Here is a 15,937-nt window from a genome sequence, read left to right as displayed (position 1 = left end):
GCCGCGCGATCATGGGCGCGATGCTCGAGAGCAATATCGAAGCGGGCAACCAGCCGCTCAGCTCCGATCGCACCAAGCTCAAATACGGCGTGTCAGTCACCGACCCGTGCATCGATTGGCCGACGACCGAGCAATGCCTCCTCGACGCCTCCACCGCGCTCGGCGCCGCCGGCGCGCTGACCCGCCACTAAAGGCGAACACACAGCGCGAATGATGGGCGCGAAAACAACTGCGGCAATCGAAGGAGGACTGATTCTAGCGATTGCCTTCCTCGTCTTCTGGCTCTCCCCGGTTCTTCAATCCGGCGACTCACAATACTCGATGCTGTTAAGCGAAAACCTGATACGTTACCACAGCACCTTCCTTGATCGGTATGTTTTTCCGGGCCCGGTCGAGACTCCTAAAAATGGCGCTCCTCCGGATAAGCTAAACGCAGTCGATGGCGAGACTTATCAGATCGGCAGAATAAATGGCCATGTAGTGTACCTTTTCCCGAACGGCAGTTCAGTACTATCAGTCCCATTTGTCGCCGTAGCGAATCGAGCTGGATGGCACACGTTCCGGCCAGACAATACCTACGACGAGCAGGGCGACTTACGGATTCAAAAGACGCTCGCGGCATTTCTGATGGCCCTTCTGACGGTTGTGATCTTCGCGACAGGACTATACATGCTGCCCCGCGGATGGAGTGCTTTCATCGCTGGCGCCTTTGCTCTAGGCACTCCGATTTGGAGTACAGCATCGCGCGGAATGTGGTCGCAGACATGGCTTGTCCTTCTAGAAGGGTTGCTGATTTTTCAGTTAGTCAAGTGCGAACGTGGCGCATCCAAGTTCCGCCCGATCATCATTGCCACGTTCCTTTCGTGGATGTGTTTCGTACGGCCCACTGCCGCAATTCCTTGCCTGTGTGTCACAGTTTACGTAGTAGCAGCACATCGAGAGCATCTGTTGACATATGTCATTTGCGGCATGCTGTGGTTCGCGGCATTCATCGGATACTCAGAGCTTACTTTTGGCCAGTTGCTTCCCGGCTACTACTCCGGTACGCGGCTTCAATTTGAGCATTTCGTGACAGCGCTTGGCGGAACACTGATCAGTCCTTCGCGGGGACTTCTCGTATTCGTCCCGATGATCGTCTTTATCCTCTATCGTGTTGCGCGTTACTGGAATGGACTTCCAATGCGCCGACTGGCTGTTCTGGCTCTCGGGACAATCGCATTGCAGGCGATTAGCGTCGCCGGCTTCGGCAAGTGGTGGGGTGGCTACTCCTATGGTCCACGTCTGCTGATCGACACCGTACCGTGGCTGGCACTTCTTGCGATGCAGGGAATTGCGGCGAATTCCGCTGGTAAGCGAATCCCGGTCAAGCCCTGGGAGTTGACGGTTGGCGCCATTCTGATCTCGCTAAGCGTGGCAATCAATGCGCGAGGCGCACTGTCCTTCCGTACCCAGTGGTGGAACGCAGTGGTTGATGTCGATAACCACCCGGAGCGCGTCTTCGACTGGTCCTATCCTCAATTCATGGCGGGATTGATTGCGCCGCCAAAATACCAGTGATCGGCGCGGGCGGAAGATTGAAGCGGCGCGGGGCATGACTGCGAAAGATTCGAGTCGCGAGCCTTCGGCGGCCGAATGGCTTACGGCCCGCCCGCTCCTGATCTTCATTCTGTTCGCGATCGAGATCCTGGCGATCGATTTCTTGAGGCTCCCCGAAATTATGGCGTTCGACAGCTACGCCTTCTGCGATAACGGCGCCAATTTAACACTCCAGTACTTGGTATCGCACGGCTTAAGGCCAACCATCGATTTCGGCTATCACTACGGCCTGTTGCCGATCCTGATCGGAAGAATCTGGTTCACACTCATCGGCCGAACGCCGATCGCATACCAGGCACTGATGGTCGCATGCGATCTTGTGATCGCGTCGGCAATTGCAAGAATCGCCGCCACTCTTCGATTCAGCGCGAGCAGCCTTTTGCTGACGGCAATTACGCTCGGGTTTGCGGCGCGGGCGAGCTATCCGTCGCTCGCGCACGCGGTCGAGGCGGCGCTGCTATCCTGCGCCATCGCGGAGCAATCGGCGGGGAAGCGCAGCCGGGCGCTGGTCCTCGCGAGCGCGGCAGTTTTTGCGAAACCTAGCATGGGATATTTGTATTCTGTCCTGCTGATCGCGCTCGCGTGCAGAAACCTGCGCGGCGAGCGCGTAGTGACACGGGCAACCCGCGTGATTGCTCCGGCTGCCGTGACCTCGATCGTGATCGCGGCGACTCTGGCGGCCTCCTATGGCCCGGCCGCCTTGATCCATACCGTCTTGCCGCTGGAAGGGGCGGCAGCCTATCGCGCACTGCACTATGGCTTCTTCAGCGGGTCGGGGCGCCAGTTCTGGGATCCGCACGGCCTCCCCTGGATCTTCTACCTTCTTGACTTTTCGGGGTTTTGGATAACGGGCACGCTCTTTCTGATCTGCTCAGGCGTGGCGGCGATATTTTATCTGGCGACAGGCGACGACGACCCCGGGTTCGAGGCGCGCCGCAACGAGATAATCGCGACCTGCGCCGTGCTGCACGTCGCATTCATCGCACTGTTCTTCGGCAATCATTGGTCGTGGATTTATTATGCGTACTTTCTCACTATCGGCGTCGCGGCAGCGGCCGGAGCGAGCGCAATCCAGCGGCGCGTAACGCTCGGTCTGTGCGTCATGGGAATAATGGCGTGGACGGACGTTGCTTTCTGGGAACAGCGATGGTGGCATACGCGCGATCGCGATGCGGTGACGGCAGGGCTGTGGGCGGCTGCGGATGAGCGCGCCGAATGGCAAAGAGTCCTCGATACTGTGCATTCGCGGCGCGCAGTGATTCTGGACACCAAGGGCGCGATTGAACTTCTCGTTCCCGGTTTTGAAAAGCCGGTCAGCTTGTATCTGGACCCTGGATGGATGGTTCCGGCCGACATACAGCGCAAGGTGGGCCAAATGTCACAGGCTGAGATGGTCGTCGTGCCCGCCAATATTGGGATCGAGGCCTGTCGCGGGATACCCGCCGCGCCCGAGTTCGAAACAGCGCTGAAGAGCTTCGAGCCGCGCATGAGGGGAAAGTTTTTCGACGTCTATCAGCGCCCGAGTTCGCCAAACTCGCCTGCTGCAAGATGACCGCGTCGGCACGAAATCATCTCACCGGGCAAAGCCATTGCGCGGCGGGGACGGACGCCGATCCGTACCGATGGCGCGGAGCAGCGATCTTCGGCCTGTACCTGGCGCTCTCGCTGATCTATTTCGCGCGTGGCCTGCCGGGTCATTTTGGAAACTACATGATCGGGCGCGAGGCCGATCCACCGCAAACAATGTGGTTCTTCAACTGGTGGCGGTTCTCGCTCGCGCACTGGCTCAACCCGTTCATCACTGATTTCGTCTGGGCGCCGCTCGGAATCAACCTGGCGTGGACGACCTGCGTGCCGCTGCCCTCGTTGATCTCAATCCCTCTGCAACTCACGGTGGGCGAACCCGCAACCTACAACATCATCGCGATGCTAATGCTGCCGCTCGCGGCATTTTCTGCGTTTCTGCTATGCCGGCGCGTGACGGGCGCGTTCTGGCCGTCGGTCCTGGGCGGTTACGTCTTCGGATTTTCTCCCTACCTGCTTGGCCAGGTACTCGGCCACCTTGTTTGTATCGCAGTTTTCCCGGCGCCACTGATTGCGCTGATCGCGCTCAAGCGGCTCGACGACGAGATCTCGGCGGCACGTTTTGCCGTGATGCTGGCCGCGCTGCTGGTCGCTCAATTTTTGTGTTCGGTTGAGCTGTTCGCGACCATCACGCTGGTCGGCGGATTCTCACTGGTGCTTGCGCTTGTGCTTTTCGATAGCGACGCCCGCATCCGGCTGCGGCGCCTAATCATTCCGATCGTCGTCGGATACTTGATTTCTACAGCCCTACTCTCGCCTTACTTTTATTACTTGCTCGCCTTCGGGCAACCGAGTGGGCCGATCTGGCCGCCGAGCAATTTTTGCGCGGACCTGATTGGATTCCTCGTGCCGCGACACACCATCTGGTGGGGCTCGGCCGCTTTTGCAACCGCGATTTCGCGCCGCTTCGCAGGCGACATCATGGAGAACGGCGATTATCTTGGCGTCGTGCTGATCGTGTTCGTCGAGATATTCCGGCGCCACTTCTGGCCAACTCCGGCCGGCAAGTTTCTCACCATTTTGTTTCTTGCAGCCATCATCGCCGCTATCGGCCCGACGCTGCACATTGCTGGAGTGCAGGGGTTTCCGATGCCCTGGCGAATCTTCGAAGGCCTTCCCCTCATCGAGAATATCCTGCCGGTTCGGTTCATGATGTACGCGTTCCTGTTCGTGGCCGTGATGATTGCGATGTGGTTCGCCACGTCGGCCGCGCGCAGGCTTACGAAATGCGTGGCGGCCGCCGTGATCCTGGCATCAATCGCGCCGAATCCGCACGCATCGTTCTGGGTAAGCAGGCTCGAAATTCCTTCGTTCTTCACCGATGGAAGCTACGCGAAGGAATTGTCACCGCGCGAGATCATTTTGCCGCTGCCATGGGCGCAGAAGGGCAACAGCATGTACTGGCAATTGAAAAGCGGCATGTACTTCCGGATGGCCGGCGGATGGACCGGAATCTCGCCGTTCGAGTTCGCTCGAATGCCGGTGGCCAAATATTTTTACGGCGGAATCGATCTGCCCGAGGCTGCCGATCAGTTGAAGGCCTACATCGCTCGCTTCGGCGTGCAGGCGGTAATCGCGGATCCGAAGGAAGCAAATTTCGAGAGCTTCAAGCGGACCCTCGCGTCGCTCGGACTCGCGCCGCTCAACGAAAAAGGCGTGTGGATTTATAATATCCCGCGCGATTCGTTCGCCGCATACGCCAAACTTCCGGCCGCGCAGGTCGAAGCGCGCGCCGACGCGCTGCGATTCGATGAGATCCTCGAAGGAGCAGGAAAGTATCTTGCCGACGGACACGATCTCTCGAAGCTTTCCCCACTTGAACTCAAACGGCTCGATCTCATTCCGCGCGACTGGCTGGTCGATGCTGCGCCCCACGCCTATACCGACTGGCAAATTGCATCCGCGCCCGGCGGCCAAGTTGGCATCATCACCGTTGGCTCGTACGAGGGCCTGAGACCACTGATAGAACGCTACCGTGCAATCGCATCCGAGATCGAATATCCCGCGCCGACGCGATGGACGTCCGATTCCCGTCCCCGCCTCGATGTCATCAAGCCGTTGATGGTGATTTTCGACTCCGTCCATCTGGCCGCCGCCGCGCGCAGCCTGCGGGATTCGCCGCCGCCCGAGCGGACGACGCCGTTTGTTGCCGGCGTGTTGTCAGGCTTGGGACCGTCGAATCCGCAGTAGGGCTGCGATTTAATCCTGGCGTTTATCCGCGCGCAGCTTTTCGCTGATCACCAGCGCGCCGAGCGCCGCAGTCTGTCGCACCGGAAACTCCGCCGGCCGGCGGAGCGCCTTGTAGCGGGCATCGAGGGCAGTCAGCCCGTTCATCAGGCGCTCGCGCGCCTGGGCCAGCGTCGGACGGGGCATGATCCGGCGGCCATTGTCGAACACCGTCTCCATCAGCTGAACCGTTTTTGCCGGGATCGGCTTAAACTCGCGTGCCACGGTAGTCGCGCCCTCGTCCACAATTCCGATCAAGTCCGCAAAGAAGGATCCGCTCGGCGCATAAGCGCGGAACAACTGCTTGCGGCCCGGCGCTGAAATTCTTCCGGCCGAGGTCTCGAGCCGGGCGCGATCCTTGTAATCGACGAGCTTGTAGGTGAAGTCAGCGGCCGACGCGTCGTCGCTGACCGCGAGCGCGGCGCCGACCCCGAACGCATCGATCGGCGCACCGGCGTCGGCGAGTTCGGCGATTCGGTATTCGTCGAGGCTGCCGCCCGCGACGATCGCGATGTCGCGGAAGCCGGCCTGATCGAGAATCCGCCGGGTCTTGCGGCTGAGTTCGTGGAGGTCGCCGCTGTCCAACCGCACACCCTGGATTTTCACGCCCGCCTCGCGAAATTTCGCGCCGACCGCGGCCGCATTCTCGACGCCGTGCAGCGTGTCGTAGGTGTCAACGAGCAGCGTGCTGAGGGTCGGGAAGCTCGAGACAAAATCGCTGAACGCGTCGCGCTCGTGATCGTGCGCCATCACGAAGCTGTGGCTCATCGTGCCGAAAACGGGAATTCCGTAGCGCTTGCCCGCGAGCACGTTGGCGGTGCCGTGAAAGCCCGCCAGGTAGCTCGCGCGCGCCGCGATAAGAGCCGCATCCGCGCCCTGCGCGCGCCGCGGACCAAAGTCCACCAACCGCCTGCCGCCCGCGACGACAAAGCATCGCGCGGCCTTGGTCGCGACGATCGAAGCGAATCCGAGTTGGTTGAGCGCCAGCGTCTCGATCAGCTGGCCTTCGATCAGCGGCGCGCGGATCTCCACGATCGGTTCGCCGGCAAAATAAATCGTGCCTTCGGGAAGCGCCCGGATCGAACCGGTGAAGCGGAGCCTCGAAAGAAATTCAAGAAACTCCGGCTTGAAAAGTTGCAGCGACTCGAGATGCTCGATCGCGGCGGCGTCGAAACGATATGCCTCGAGCGCCTCGGCCAGCCGTTCGATACCGGCTGCTACCATGAATCCGCGGCCCGGCGGCATCCGGCGCATCGCGACTTCGAACGACGCGGTGTCGTTGAATCCGTGCTCGAAGAACGCCGCGCTGACTGTAAGCTCGTAGAGATCGGTGAGCAGCGCGACCTCTGCCGGGTCGAGTCGGAGATCTATCGTCATCCGCGATGCCTCCTTCTGAACCGCCAGGACGATGATCCGCCGCTGCTAGCGCGGAGGCTCGGGCGGCGCCGGCGGTTTGGGTGCGGGTGGGTTCGGCGCCGGCTCCTGCACCACGCGAGTTTCGCCCAGCGGGCGTTCGCGCAGGATGTCAGCCATGCGCTTGAGCTGCTGATCGACGAGATGGTTGATCGTTCCGGGCTCGTCGATCGTTCCCGCGCGCACCCCGGTCAAAGTCTCGATTCCGCGATCGATCGTATTGATCGGATAGATGTGGAATTCACCCCGCTCGATCGCGCCGGTGGTCTCCGGATCGAGCATCAGGTTCGAGACGTTGGTGCGCGGCACCAGCACGCCCTGGGTGCCCGTCAGACCGATCGCCTTGCACACGCGATAGAAGCCCTCGACCTTCTCGTTGACGCCGCCAATGGCCTGCACGGTGCCGTATTGATCGACCGACCCCGTCACCGCCAGGTCCTGCCGAAGCGGCACTCCCGACAGCGCCGACAGCAGCGCGTACAGCTCGGTCGAACTGGCGCTATCGCCGTCGATTCCCGAGTACGATTGCTCGAAGCAGATGCTCGCCGTCATCGCGATCGGATGCCGCTGTCCGAACCGCGCGCGGATAAATCCGCTCAGGATCATGATTCCCTTGTCGTGCGTCGATCCCGACATCCGCGCCTCGCGCTCGATGTTGATCACGCCCGCCTGCCCAAGCGCCACGGTCGCGGTTACCCGCGCCGGCCGCCCGAAACTGTAGCCGCCGACGTCCAGTACGGCCAGCCCATTGATCTGTCCGACGCTCGCGGCGCGAATATGAACGATGAGCGTGCCTTCCCCGATCAGCCTGCGGATTTCCTCCTCGATGAAATTGAGCCGCAGCATCCGCTCGCCGAGCGCCCGCTCAACGTGTGCGCCGGTAACCCGCTGAGCCAGTTCATTGCGTGCGAAGTACGCCGACTCGCGCGCGAGATCGTCTATCGGTTCCAGCATCGCGAGCACTCGCGATCTGTCCCCCGCCATCCGCATCCCGAATTCCACGATCTTGGCCAGCGCGCCCGCCTCGAACGGCGGCAGATTCTCCCTGCGCGCCAGCGCCCCCACGCGCGCCGCATAATGCGCCGCCGCTGCGCCGTCGGCCGCCACCGAGGGCCGCATCTCGGCCTTGACCTTGAACAGGTCCGCGAAGTCCGGCTCGTAGAAGTAAAGCAGGTTGTAAAGATACGCTCCGCCCAGCACCACGACCTTGTTGTGAATCTCGATCGGTTCGGGCTTCAGTCCGCTCATCGAGAAAAACGGCAGCGGTTCGAAAGTCTCCAGCGTCATGCGCCCCGACTTGAGGCTGCGCTTGAGCGTTTTCCAGACGCCGGGCTCGACCGCCGCATCCTCGAGATCGAAGACCAGGAAACCGCCGTGCGATTTCAGAAAAGATCCGCCTATGATCCGCGTGAAGTTGGTCCCCGAGCGCCCCAGCGGATCGATCCACCGCTCGATCGTCCCGAACAGGTTGCGATACGTGGGCGCATCCTCGAGCACCACCGGCGCTCCGCGCGTGGCCGAGTTATCGACCATCACGTTGATCTGGTAGTCGAACCATCGCGCGCCGTCTTCGATTGCCGCAGCCGGCCTTGGGCCCTGCTCAGCCGGCGCTTCGCGGAAGCGATCGAGATTGCCGAGCATGTGCTCGGCGACTTCATTGAGGTAGGCTTCGACCGCGGGACTATTAAAGTGATGCTTTAACTCTTCAATCGACGGCGTGATCAGCCGCGCCGCGAAGGCGCGCTCGATTGCGCGGATGTCGTCGATCAGCTCGCGCATCATTTCCTGCTGCCTGAGCATCAACGTGCCCAGTTCGTCCTGCAGCTCGCCCTGCACCTTCGCCAGTTGCTCACGCTCGGCGTCAGTCTTTGCCGCCATCGCTTTGCCGAGCGCCTCGGGCGACTCGGGCATCTTGCCGTCGATCAGCGGGATGAATATCACCTGTCCAGTCGGTGTGCTCTGGATCGCAAAGCCGCGCTCGCGCGCGCGCGTCTCCAGATTTCCGAACAGTCCCTGCGCGCGCTTGTTGTATTTGTCGCGCAGCGCCGCGCGCTCCTGATCGAAGTCCTCGCGCCGGAACGCTTTCGGCAACTGCTCGAGCACGAAGCCGATCAACTCCGTCATCCGCGCGCGCAGCTCAACCCCCTGGCCCGGCCGCAGGTAGATGGCGACCGGAGATTCGGGATTTCGAAAATTGTTTACGTACACCCAATCGCCGGGCGTCGGCATCGTCGCGGCCCTTTCGCTGAGCAGGCGCAGGACCGATTCGCGCTCATGCCGCGAGCGCAATCCGCTTACGAAAACGTTGTAGCCGGCCGCGTCGATTCCGATCGCAAGCCGTATCGCATCCAGCGCGCGGCTCTGGCCAAACAGCTCGAGGTCGCCATCGCTGGACGCGGCGCGCTCCAGTGAAACTGCGTCGAGCGGCACCTGCCCCTTGAGTTCGGAAGCGTCGAGCTCCGCGGGCGGCGGTACGTGAATCAGCGCGGCGCTGGCGTCGGTAGCGATGAGGTCGCCCTTGTCAGTCATATTGGTAGCGGCATTCGCGGTGCGCGATCACGAATCCTTGAGCGCGATTCGCCGGCCTTTCTTTTTCGGCAGAGTGATAACCAGCGTGCCTTCGGACCACTTCGCGGTCGAGGCTTCGCCGTCGATCGAGTCGGAGAACGAAAATGAACTCTCGAGCGTCCCGCCCAGTTTGTCCGGCACGCGAACCGCCAGCCGCTGGCCCGAGACTTCGGCCTGGATCTTTGCCGGATCGACGCCGACCGCCGCGACTCGCACCTCGTAACGATCGCCACGGTCGATGACCTGCGCGCGTTCGAATTCAAGGGCGGGCGCTGCGCATTTCCATCGGTCGATCAACATTTCGTCGAAGAACTCGTTGAAGGCGCGCTCGAAGTCCGCAATCCCAAATCCGCGGCTGGTAGCCATAGAGTCTCAGTTTCCCACGATTTTGGGTAAATTGTAATGCAGCGCTACCGCGCCGGTCGAGTCCGCACGCAGCCGCATCCATCCCTTGCCACGATTGCCGTCACGGCGTTATGGTTGCCTTGTGCCAACCTTTTCAAAAATTGTCGCCGCAACCGATTTCTCCGAAGACTCGACCTTGGCGCTTACCTTCGCCCAGGAGATCGCTGTCAAGTTCTCGGCCGAGATCGTGCTGGTGCATGTCGATCAGCCGCTTGCGCCGGTAATGATGACGCCGGAACTGGGCCCGGCGATGGACGTTGGCGCGATGGGCCGGATTGCCGAAGAGCAGCGGATGCTCGCGCAGAAGGAGCTCGACAAGATTGCCGGCAAGCTGCGCGAGGGTGGACTCAAGGTCAAGGTCCAGCTCAAAGTTGGTTCTCCGTTCATGGAAATTCTGCGCGCGGCCCAGAGCGAGAACGCCGATTTGATCGTGCTCGGCACCCACGGACGCACCGGATTGGCGCACGTGCTGATGGGCAGCGTGGCCGAACGCGTGGTCCAGAAGTCGCCCTGCCCGGTGCTTACGATTCGTCATCCCGATCGCAAGTTCAAGCACCCGCTCGACAAGTAGCCACCCCGCGTTGGTTCCCCCTCCCGCGAGGGAAGGGGATTAGGTTGCCGCGATCTCGCCGCTATTTGCCGGTGAACTTCGGCGCGCGCTTCTCCAAAAACGCCTTCACGCCCTCTTTGAAGTCTTCCGAACGCGTCATCATCTCCATCGAGGCGTCGTCGTCGCGCACGGCCGTGGCGAGATCGGTGAACAGATGCTGGTAGATCATCTTCTTCGCCTGCGCGACTCCGAGCGGCGAGCATTTGCTCGCGATCCCCGACGCGATCTCGCGCGCCGTCGCCATCAGCTTGTCCTGCGGCACGACGCGACTGACCAACCCCATCTCGAGCGCCTCGTTCGCATCCACCAGCCTGCCCGTAACCGCCAGTTCCATCGCCCGCGCCAGGCCGACGATCCGCGGCAACATCCAACTACTGCCGTGCTCGATCGCAAGCCCGCGCTGCGTGAAGATCAATCCCATCCGCGCGTTGTCCGACGCGATCCTGACGTCCTGGTACAGACAGGTGGTGAAGCCCAGGCCCACGCACGCGCCATTGATCGCGCCAATCACCGGAGTGTTGAGCGCCAGCGGCCACGAGTACGACGTCCGGTAATCGGCGCGCTGCGCGCTGAGCCATTCATCCTGCACCACGGCCCCGCGCGCCGACGCAGTTCCCGCAGCGACCTCGGACAGCGCGCTCATGTCGGCGCCGGCGCAGTACGCGCGTCCCGCACCGGTGACGATTATCGCACCGACCGACGGATCGCGCTCGGCATCCAGCATCGCGGTGCGCATCTCCGCGCCCATCTTTGGCGTCCACGCGTTCATCTTCGCGGGCCGGTTCATCGTAACCGTGGCCACGCGATCCTTCTTGTCGTAGATGATTTCGGCGAAGTCCATCTTTTCCCTCCGGTTAGGTTGCGATCAAAGCACTTCCGCATCGTGAAATCTAACGGTCCGCGATTCCATTCGACCGTCCTTTCATCCGTCGGCGATGGCTGTTAGTAAAGCCGTGATGCCGATGCCACGCCGGATTCAACTTTGGGCCGATTGTTCGCGCGCGACGGCTGTCTCGGTCGCACTCGCGATCGCGATGTTCGTTGCGGCGCCCTCCGATGCCACCGCCGCGGCTCGCGATACCTCCGCGGCCGGCATCCATGGAATGGTCGTGTCGGAAAGCGAGGACGCCGCGCGCGCCGGCGTCGAGATACTCAAACACGGCGGCAACGCCGTCGATTCTGCCGTGGCTACCGCGTTGGCAGTGGGCGTCACCAATCCTGCCGCGTGCGGAATTGGCGGCGGCGGCTTCATGCTGATCTACCTCGCGAAGACCCACGCTTTCTACGCGCTCGATTTTCGCGAAACCGCGCCGCTTCAAGCCCGTGCCGACATGTACCTTCGCAACGGCAAGCCCGACGAGGAATTGGCGCGCGACGGCGTCCTGGCGGTCGGCGTGCCGGGTGAGGTCGCGGGCATCGACGCCGCGCTCAGGCGCTTCGGCACCATGAAGTTTCAGCAAATCGCGGCGCCCGCGGAGAAACTCGCCGACGGCGGTTTCGCCGCGAGCCCGCATCTGGCGGGCGAAATCGCACGGCTCGCCCCGAAGCTCAAAAACGATCCCGGACTGAGCCAGGTTTTCCTCAAACCCGACGGCTCCGCGCCCCAGGCCGGCGACATGATCGTCGAAAAGAATCTCGCCGCGACGCTAAGACACCTCGGCGACGATCCGGTCGCGAATTTCTATCACGGCGAAGTCGCATCCGCGCTCGCCGCGTTCATGAAGGCGCACGGTGGGCTGATCGGCGACGCCGACCTTGCCAACTATCGTCCCGTCTGGCGCGACCCCATTCACCGCCGCTACGAGGGCTATGAAATCTATGCGATGCCGCCGCCGTCGTCGGGCGGCGTGGTCCTCGAAATGCTCGGGGCGCTCGAATCAGGGCATCTCCCCGGGCTGGGCACCGACTCGCCACCATACTTGGCGCGTCTGATCGAAGTGCTGCGTCAGGGTTTTGTCGATCGGGAGCAATACGCCGATCCATCTTTCGCAAGCATCCGGATCGAGCGGCTGCTGACCGACGCCCACATTCAGGAATTGCGCGAGCGTGCTCTGCACAGAAAGTCACCGCCGCCGCCGCCGGCGCCTGCGCACGATCATGGCACGTCGAATCTGCTGGTCGCGGACAAGGACGGCAACGTCGTTGCGCTGACCACCACCATCAATACCGTGTTCGGCGCCAAGCTGAGCGTGCCGGCGCTCGGCATCATCCTCAACGATGAGATGGACGATTTCGCCGTCGCGCCCGGCGTGCCCAACGCGTATCGCCTCGAAGGCGAGCGCGCCAATGAGGTCAGGCCCGGCAAGCGCCCGCTCTCGTCGATGACGCCAATAATCGTCACCAGGAACGGCCTGCCCGTCATGACCACCGGCGGGTCCGGCGGTCCAACCATCGTCAGCGGCGTATTGCAGGTCACGCTCAACATCCTTGCGTTCCATCTTGACCCCGCCAGCGCCGTCGCGGAGCCGCGAATTCACGAGCAGGCCGCGCCCGATGTCGTGCTCGTTGAAGAAGCGATGCCCGCAGCGACCCGCAGCGCGCTCGAGCAGATGGGCTACAAACTCAAGCTCGTGCCCGCGCTCGGAGCGGTCGGTGCGATCGCTATCGCACCGGGAAATTTCCGTGGCGCGTTCGATCCGCGCAAGGGCGGCGGCGCGCTCGGCTATTAGCCGCCGTCCCGGCACGTTAGACTCAATCCTCGTGTCCGGGATCGCTCGCAACGATAACTCTTCGCCGCCGTTCGCCCCACCGTCGGCGCCGCGATGGCCTGCAACGCCAATCGCGTACGACGTCGGTGCAATCGTCGCGCTCTCGCTTGCGGTCTGCCTGTTTCATCTCGGTTCATTCGGTGTCTGGGAGCCCGACGAGGCGCGCTACGCGGAGATTGCGCGCGAGATGCTGCAAAGCGGCAATCTGCTCGTGCCGCATCTCAACTATGTTGCCTATGTCGAAAAGCCGCCGCTGCTCTACTGGCTGACTACGCTCTCTTTCTGGATCTTCGGAGTGTCGGAATTTGCCGCGCGGCTTCCCGTCGCACTGTCCGCAATCGCCGGAATACTCGCGACTTACCTCTTCGCGCTTCGCGCGTTCGGGCGCCGCCACGCGATTCTTGCCGCCGCCATCCTCGCCACGATTCCGCTGTACGCGTTGATGGCGCAGGTGCTCACGACCGACATGATGCTCACGGCGCTGGTGACGATCGCGACCTTTTCGCTTTATCTCCACTGGGATGAAGGCGGCCGATGGTGCTGGATCGCGTACGTCGCGATGGGTCTGGCCGTCATGACCAAGGGGCCCGTGGGTGCGGCGATCCCAATTCTCTCGATGCTGCTTTGGCTCGCGTTCAATCGCGAACTGAGCGGCGCGATCGCGAAATTCCGCGCGATACCGGGTCTTTTGCTCACGCTTTTGATCGCGGCGCCGTGGTTTGTCGCGATGACCATCCGCGAGCCGGGCTTTTTCGATTTCTACTTCATCGGCGAGCATCTCAGGCGCGTGTTCGATTCCAACTACAGCCACAGCGAAGCGTTCTACTTCTACCTTCCGGTGCTCGCGGTCGGACTGCTGCCGTGGTCGTTGCTCGTACCGTTCCTCACCTTGCGCGCGGCCCCGCGTAACCCGGCGCGAAGCTTCTGCATGGTCGCGGCGGGCGTCACCGTGGTCGCCTTCTCGTGCGCGACTGCGAAGCTTATCCCGTACATCCTGCCGGCCGTCCCTCCGCTGGCGGTGTTGATCGCCGACGGACTCGTGTCATGCGCATGGCCGCCCGCAGACTCGCGCGCCGCAATTGCGCCGCCGGATTCCCGGATACTCATCGAGAGCGGCCCGATGCTTGCGCTGTTGGGCGCCGGCGTGATCGTCGCGGCGATCGCGGCGGCGCAATTTCGCACGCCGTACGTGATGGCGGCGCGGCCGGCGATGTACGCGATCGGCGCGATCCTGGTGGCCGGCGGCGCGGTCACGATGGCGATGTTCGTTGCGCGCCGCAATCCCGCGGGACTCGCGGCGATCGTCGTCACGCTCGCGCTTGCGTTGATTGCGGGCGGATGGGCCCGGCTGGAGGCCGAGCCGATGCGTTCGTACGCCCGACTCAGCCGCACGATCGCCGAGAAGGCGCCTGACGCGGCCATCATCTGTTACCATCGCTACGTTCAGTCGCTGCCGTTCTACAATCGCCGCCGCGTCGTCCTGGTCGGCGGGCGCACCGAACTCGATTTCGGCTCGCGCCTGGACCCGGACGCGCGCGAGTGGTTCCTCAATAGTGACGAGCGGATGTTTCGGCGATGGGAGCAGCCGGGCCGGGTCGTGATCGTGCTCGACGCCGGCGATCTCGCGCGAATGAAGGAGCGCCTTGGCGACTTCGACGTGATCGCAATCGAAGGAAAGAAGCGCGCAATTATCCGAGGTGAAAGAATCTCCCGCTGTGAACCAATCACCTTCAACTGAGCAGGCCGCATCGGCGCCCGCGGTTGCATCTGCCGCCCGGCCAGCGCATCCGTATCGCGCGTTTGCGATACGGGCCGGGTTGGGCGTGGCGGTGGTTGCCGTCTTGTTGGCGCATTACGACGCGCGGCCGATTTTTCGAATCCTCGGCCGCGAGCGTCCGGGCTGCTTTGCCGCAGCCATCGCACTGTACCTCGCAGGTCAGGCGATGTGTGCGTATCGATGGCGGCTGCTGGCCGCTCTGCTGAAAGTTCATGGCCGCTACCGCGAGTTCCTCGCCTACATATTCGTCGGCATGTTCACGAATCTGTTCGTGCCGGGATTGCTCGGCGGCGATGCGGCGCGATCCGTCTATCTCGGACGGCGCCATGGCAGGATGGGCGAGGCGATCGCGTCGATAGTTGCGGATCGCGCCGTGGGCTTGATCAGCCTGTTCTGGCTGGCGGCGATCGCGGCGATGTTCCTGAACTTCGCGCCGCTCCCGCGCTCGGTCATCACGCCGACGGTCGCGGTCGGTGCGATCGCGATGGCGGGATTTCTCGCATCGCCGCTGGTCGCGCGCCTGATTCATCTGATGCCACGATCTATCCGCCGCGCGGGCGGCCTGGTCGCGCCGTACCTGCATAATCCCGCGGCGCTGATTCCGGCGATCGCACTGTCGATTGTGCTGCAAATCGGGCTGGCCGTGTGCCAGTACATTCTGGCGATAGGACTTGGCCTGGCAGTGCCGCTCTCGCTGTTTATCCTTTGCGTTCCGATTGCGAACGTGTTTGCAAGTCTGCCGCTGACGCTGAATGGGTTGGGGATTCGCGAATCAGCCTACCTGGTGCTGTTCGGGATGGCCGGAATGCGAAAAGAGGACGCGATCGCGCTAGGGCTGCTGTGGTTTGCGGCGACGATGGTGGGCGGTCTGACGGGCGCGATCGCATTCGTGACGACGCCCGCGCCAGTTGCCGGCGGCGAGGCAGGAGCGGGAGCCACTTAGTCGCCGCGTACCGTTTCTGCAACGCCAAGCGTATTATATGCTGAGATGGCTTTTACTTCTGCAACCAAGGGCGCCCGACCATCTCGCGGGAAGAAAACCCTCTTGTG

12 protein-coding genes (1 of these 12 running past the window's edge) are annotated in these 15,937 nt (G+C 62.6%); 8 read left to right on the top strand and 4 right to left on the bottom strand.

Features of this window, described 5'->3' with window-relative positions; translation table 11 throughout:
* The 4 genes in view from VIO10_RS06770 to VIO10_RS06755 are tightly spaced (at most 34 nt apart) and all read left to right on the top strand, a layout consistent with a single transcriptional unit that may run on beyond the window.
* Positions 1-191 carry the end of a 3-deoxy-7-phosphoheptulonate synthase gene (locus tag VIO10_RS06770; RefSeq protein WP_331961280.1) on the top strand. The gene continues 874 nt to the left of window position 1, outside the view, so 191 of the gene's 1,065 nt are visible here — the last part of the coding sequence; its start codon lies beyond the left edge, outside the window; it ends in the stop codon at positions 189-191.
* 19 nt (positions 192-210) lie between these two features.
* Positions 211-1,557 carry a hypothetical protein gene (locus VIO10_RS06765; RefSeq protein WP_331961277.1) on the top strand — a complete coding sequence of 449 codons (1,347 nt, stop codon included), beginning with the start codon at positions 211-213 and terminating at the stop codon, positions 1,555-1,557.
* A gap of 34 nt (positions 1,558-1,591) precedes the next feature.
* Positions 1,592-3,148, top strand: a complete 1,557-nt coding sequence (locus VIO10_RS06760; protein ID WP_331961274.1) for a hypothetical protein — start codon at positions 1,592-1,594, stop codon at positions 3,146-3,148.
* The gene (locus tag VIO10_RS06755; protein WP_331961271.1) at positions 3,145-5,370 is read left to right on the top strand and encodes a hypothetical protein; all 2,226 of its coding nucleotides are present in this window, start codon (positions 3,145-3,147) and stop codon (positions 5,368-5,370) included. The genes VIO10_RS06760 and VIO10_RS06755 overlap by 4 nt, the downstream gene beginning before the upstream one ends.
* Before the next feature lie 9 nt (positions 5,371-5,379).
* On the opposite strand, the gene VIO10_RS06750 is transcribed toward VIO10_RS06755, so the two are convergent.
* From VIO10_RS06750 to VIO10_RS06740, 3 genes are read right to left on the bottom strand one after another with little or no spacing between them, the layout of a single operon-like run.
* Positions 5,380-6,783 (bottom strand): nicotinate phosphoribosyltransferase, encoded by a 1,404-nt coding sequence (locus tag VIO10_RS06750; protein ID WP_331961268.1) that lies wholly within the window; start codon positions 6,781-6,783, stop codon positions 5,380-5,382.
* Between the two features lie 45 nt (positions 6,784-6,828).
* A complete protein-coding gene (locus VIO10_RS06745) occupies positions 6,829-9,348 on the bottom strand; it encodes an ATP-binding protein (protein WP_331961266.1) in 2,520 nt (839 codons plus the stop codon).
* A 27-nt stretch (positions 9,349-9,375) separates the two neighbouring features.
* Positions 9,376-9,753 (bottom strand): Hsp20/alpha crystallin family protein, encoded by a 378-nt coding sequence (locus VIO10_RS06740; RefSeq protein WP_331961263.1) that lies wholly within the window; start codon positions 9,751-9,753, stop codon positions 9,376-9,378.
* A gap of 121 nt (positions 9,754-9,874) precedes the next feature.
* Between VIO10_RS06740 and VIO10_RS06735 the strand changes: the two genes are divergently transcribed.
* Positions 9,875-10,363 (top strand): universal stress protein, encoded by a 489-nt coding sequence (locus VIO10_RS06735; RefSeq protein WP_331961261.1) that lies wholly within the window; start codon positions 9,875-9,877, stop codon positions 10,361-10,363.
* Positions 10,364-10,424: 61 nt separating this feature from the next.
* Here VIO10_RS06735 and VIO10_RS06730 read toward each other — a convergent pair whose 3' ends face one another.
* Positions 10,425-11,243, bottom strand: coding sequence for an enoyl-CoA hydratase-related protein (locus tag VIO10_RS06730; RefSeq protein WP_331961259.1), 819 nt, complete (start codon positions 11,241-11,243; stop codon positions 10,425-10,427).
* A 94-nt stretch (positions 11,244-11,337) separates the two neighbouring features.
* Here VIO10_RS06730 and ggt point away from each other — a divergent pair, with 94 nt between their 5' ends.
* Genes ggt through VIO10_RS06715 form a run of 3 tightly spaced genes read left to right on the top strand, consistent with a single transcriptional unit; the run spans position 11,338 to position 15,830 of the window.
* The gene (ggt, locus tag VIO10_RS06725; protein ID WP_331961256.1) at positions 11,338-13,071 is read left to right on the top strand and encodes a gamma-glutamyltransferase; all 1,734 of its coding nucleotides are present in this window, start codon (positions 11,338-11,340) and stop codon (positions 13,069-13,071) included.
* Positions 13,072-13,102: 31 nt separating this feature from the next.
* Positions 13,103-14,848 carry a glycosyltransferase family 39 protein gene (locus tag VIO10_RS06720; protein WP_331961253.1) on the top strand — a complete coding sequence of 582 codons (1,746 nt, stop codon included), beginning with the start codon at positions 13,103-13,105 and terminating at the stop codon, positions 14,846-14,848.
* Positions 14,826-15,830, top strand: coding sequence for a lysylphosphatidylglycerol synthase transmembrane domain-containing protein (locus tag VIO10_RS06715; protein ID WP_331961250.1), 1,005 nt, complete (start codon positions 14,826-14,828; stop codon positions 15,828-15,830). The genes VIO10_RS06720 and VIO10_RS06715 overlap by 23 nt, the downstream gene beginning before the upstream one ends.
* Positions 15,831-15,937: the final 107 nt, after the last annotated feature.

It is taken from the genome of Candidatus Binatus sp. (assembly GCF_036567905.1).
Classification (GTDB): domain Bacteria; phylum Desulfobacterota; class Binatia; order Binatales; family Binataceae; genus Binatus.
This window is presented reverse-complemented; position numbering and strand designations above follow the sequence as displayed.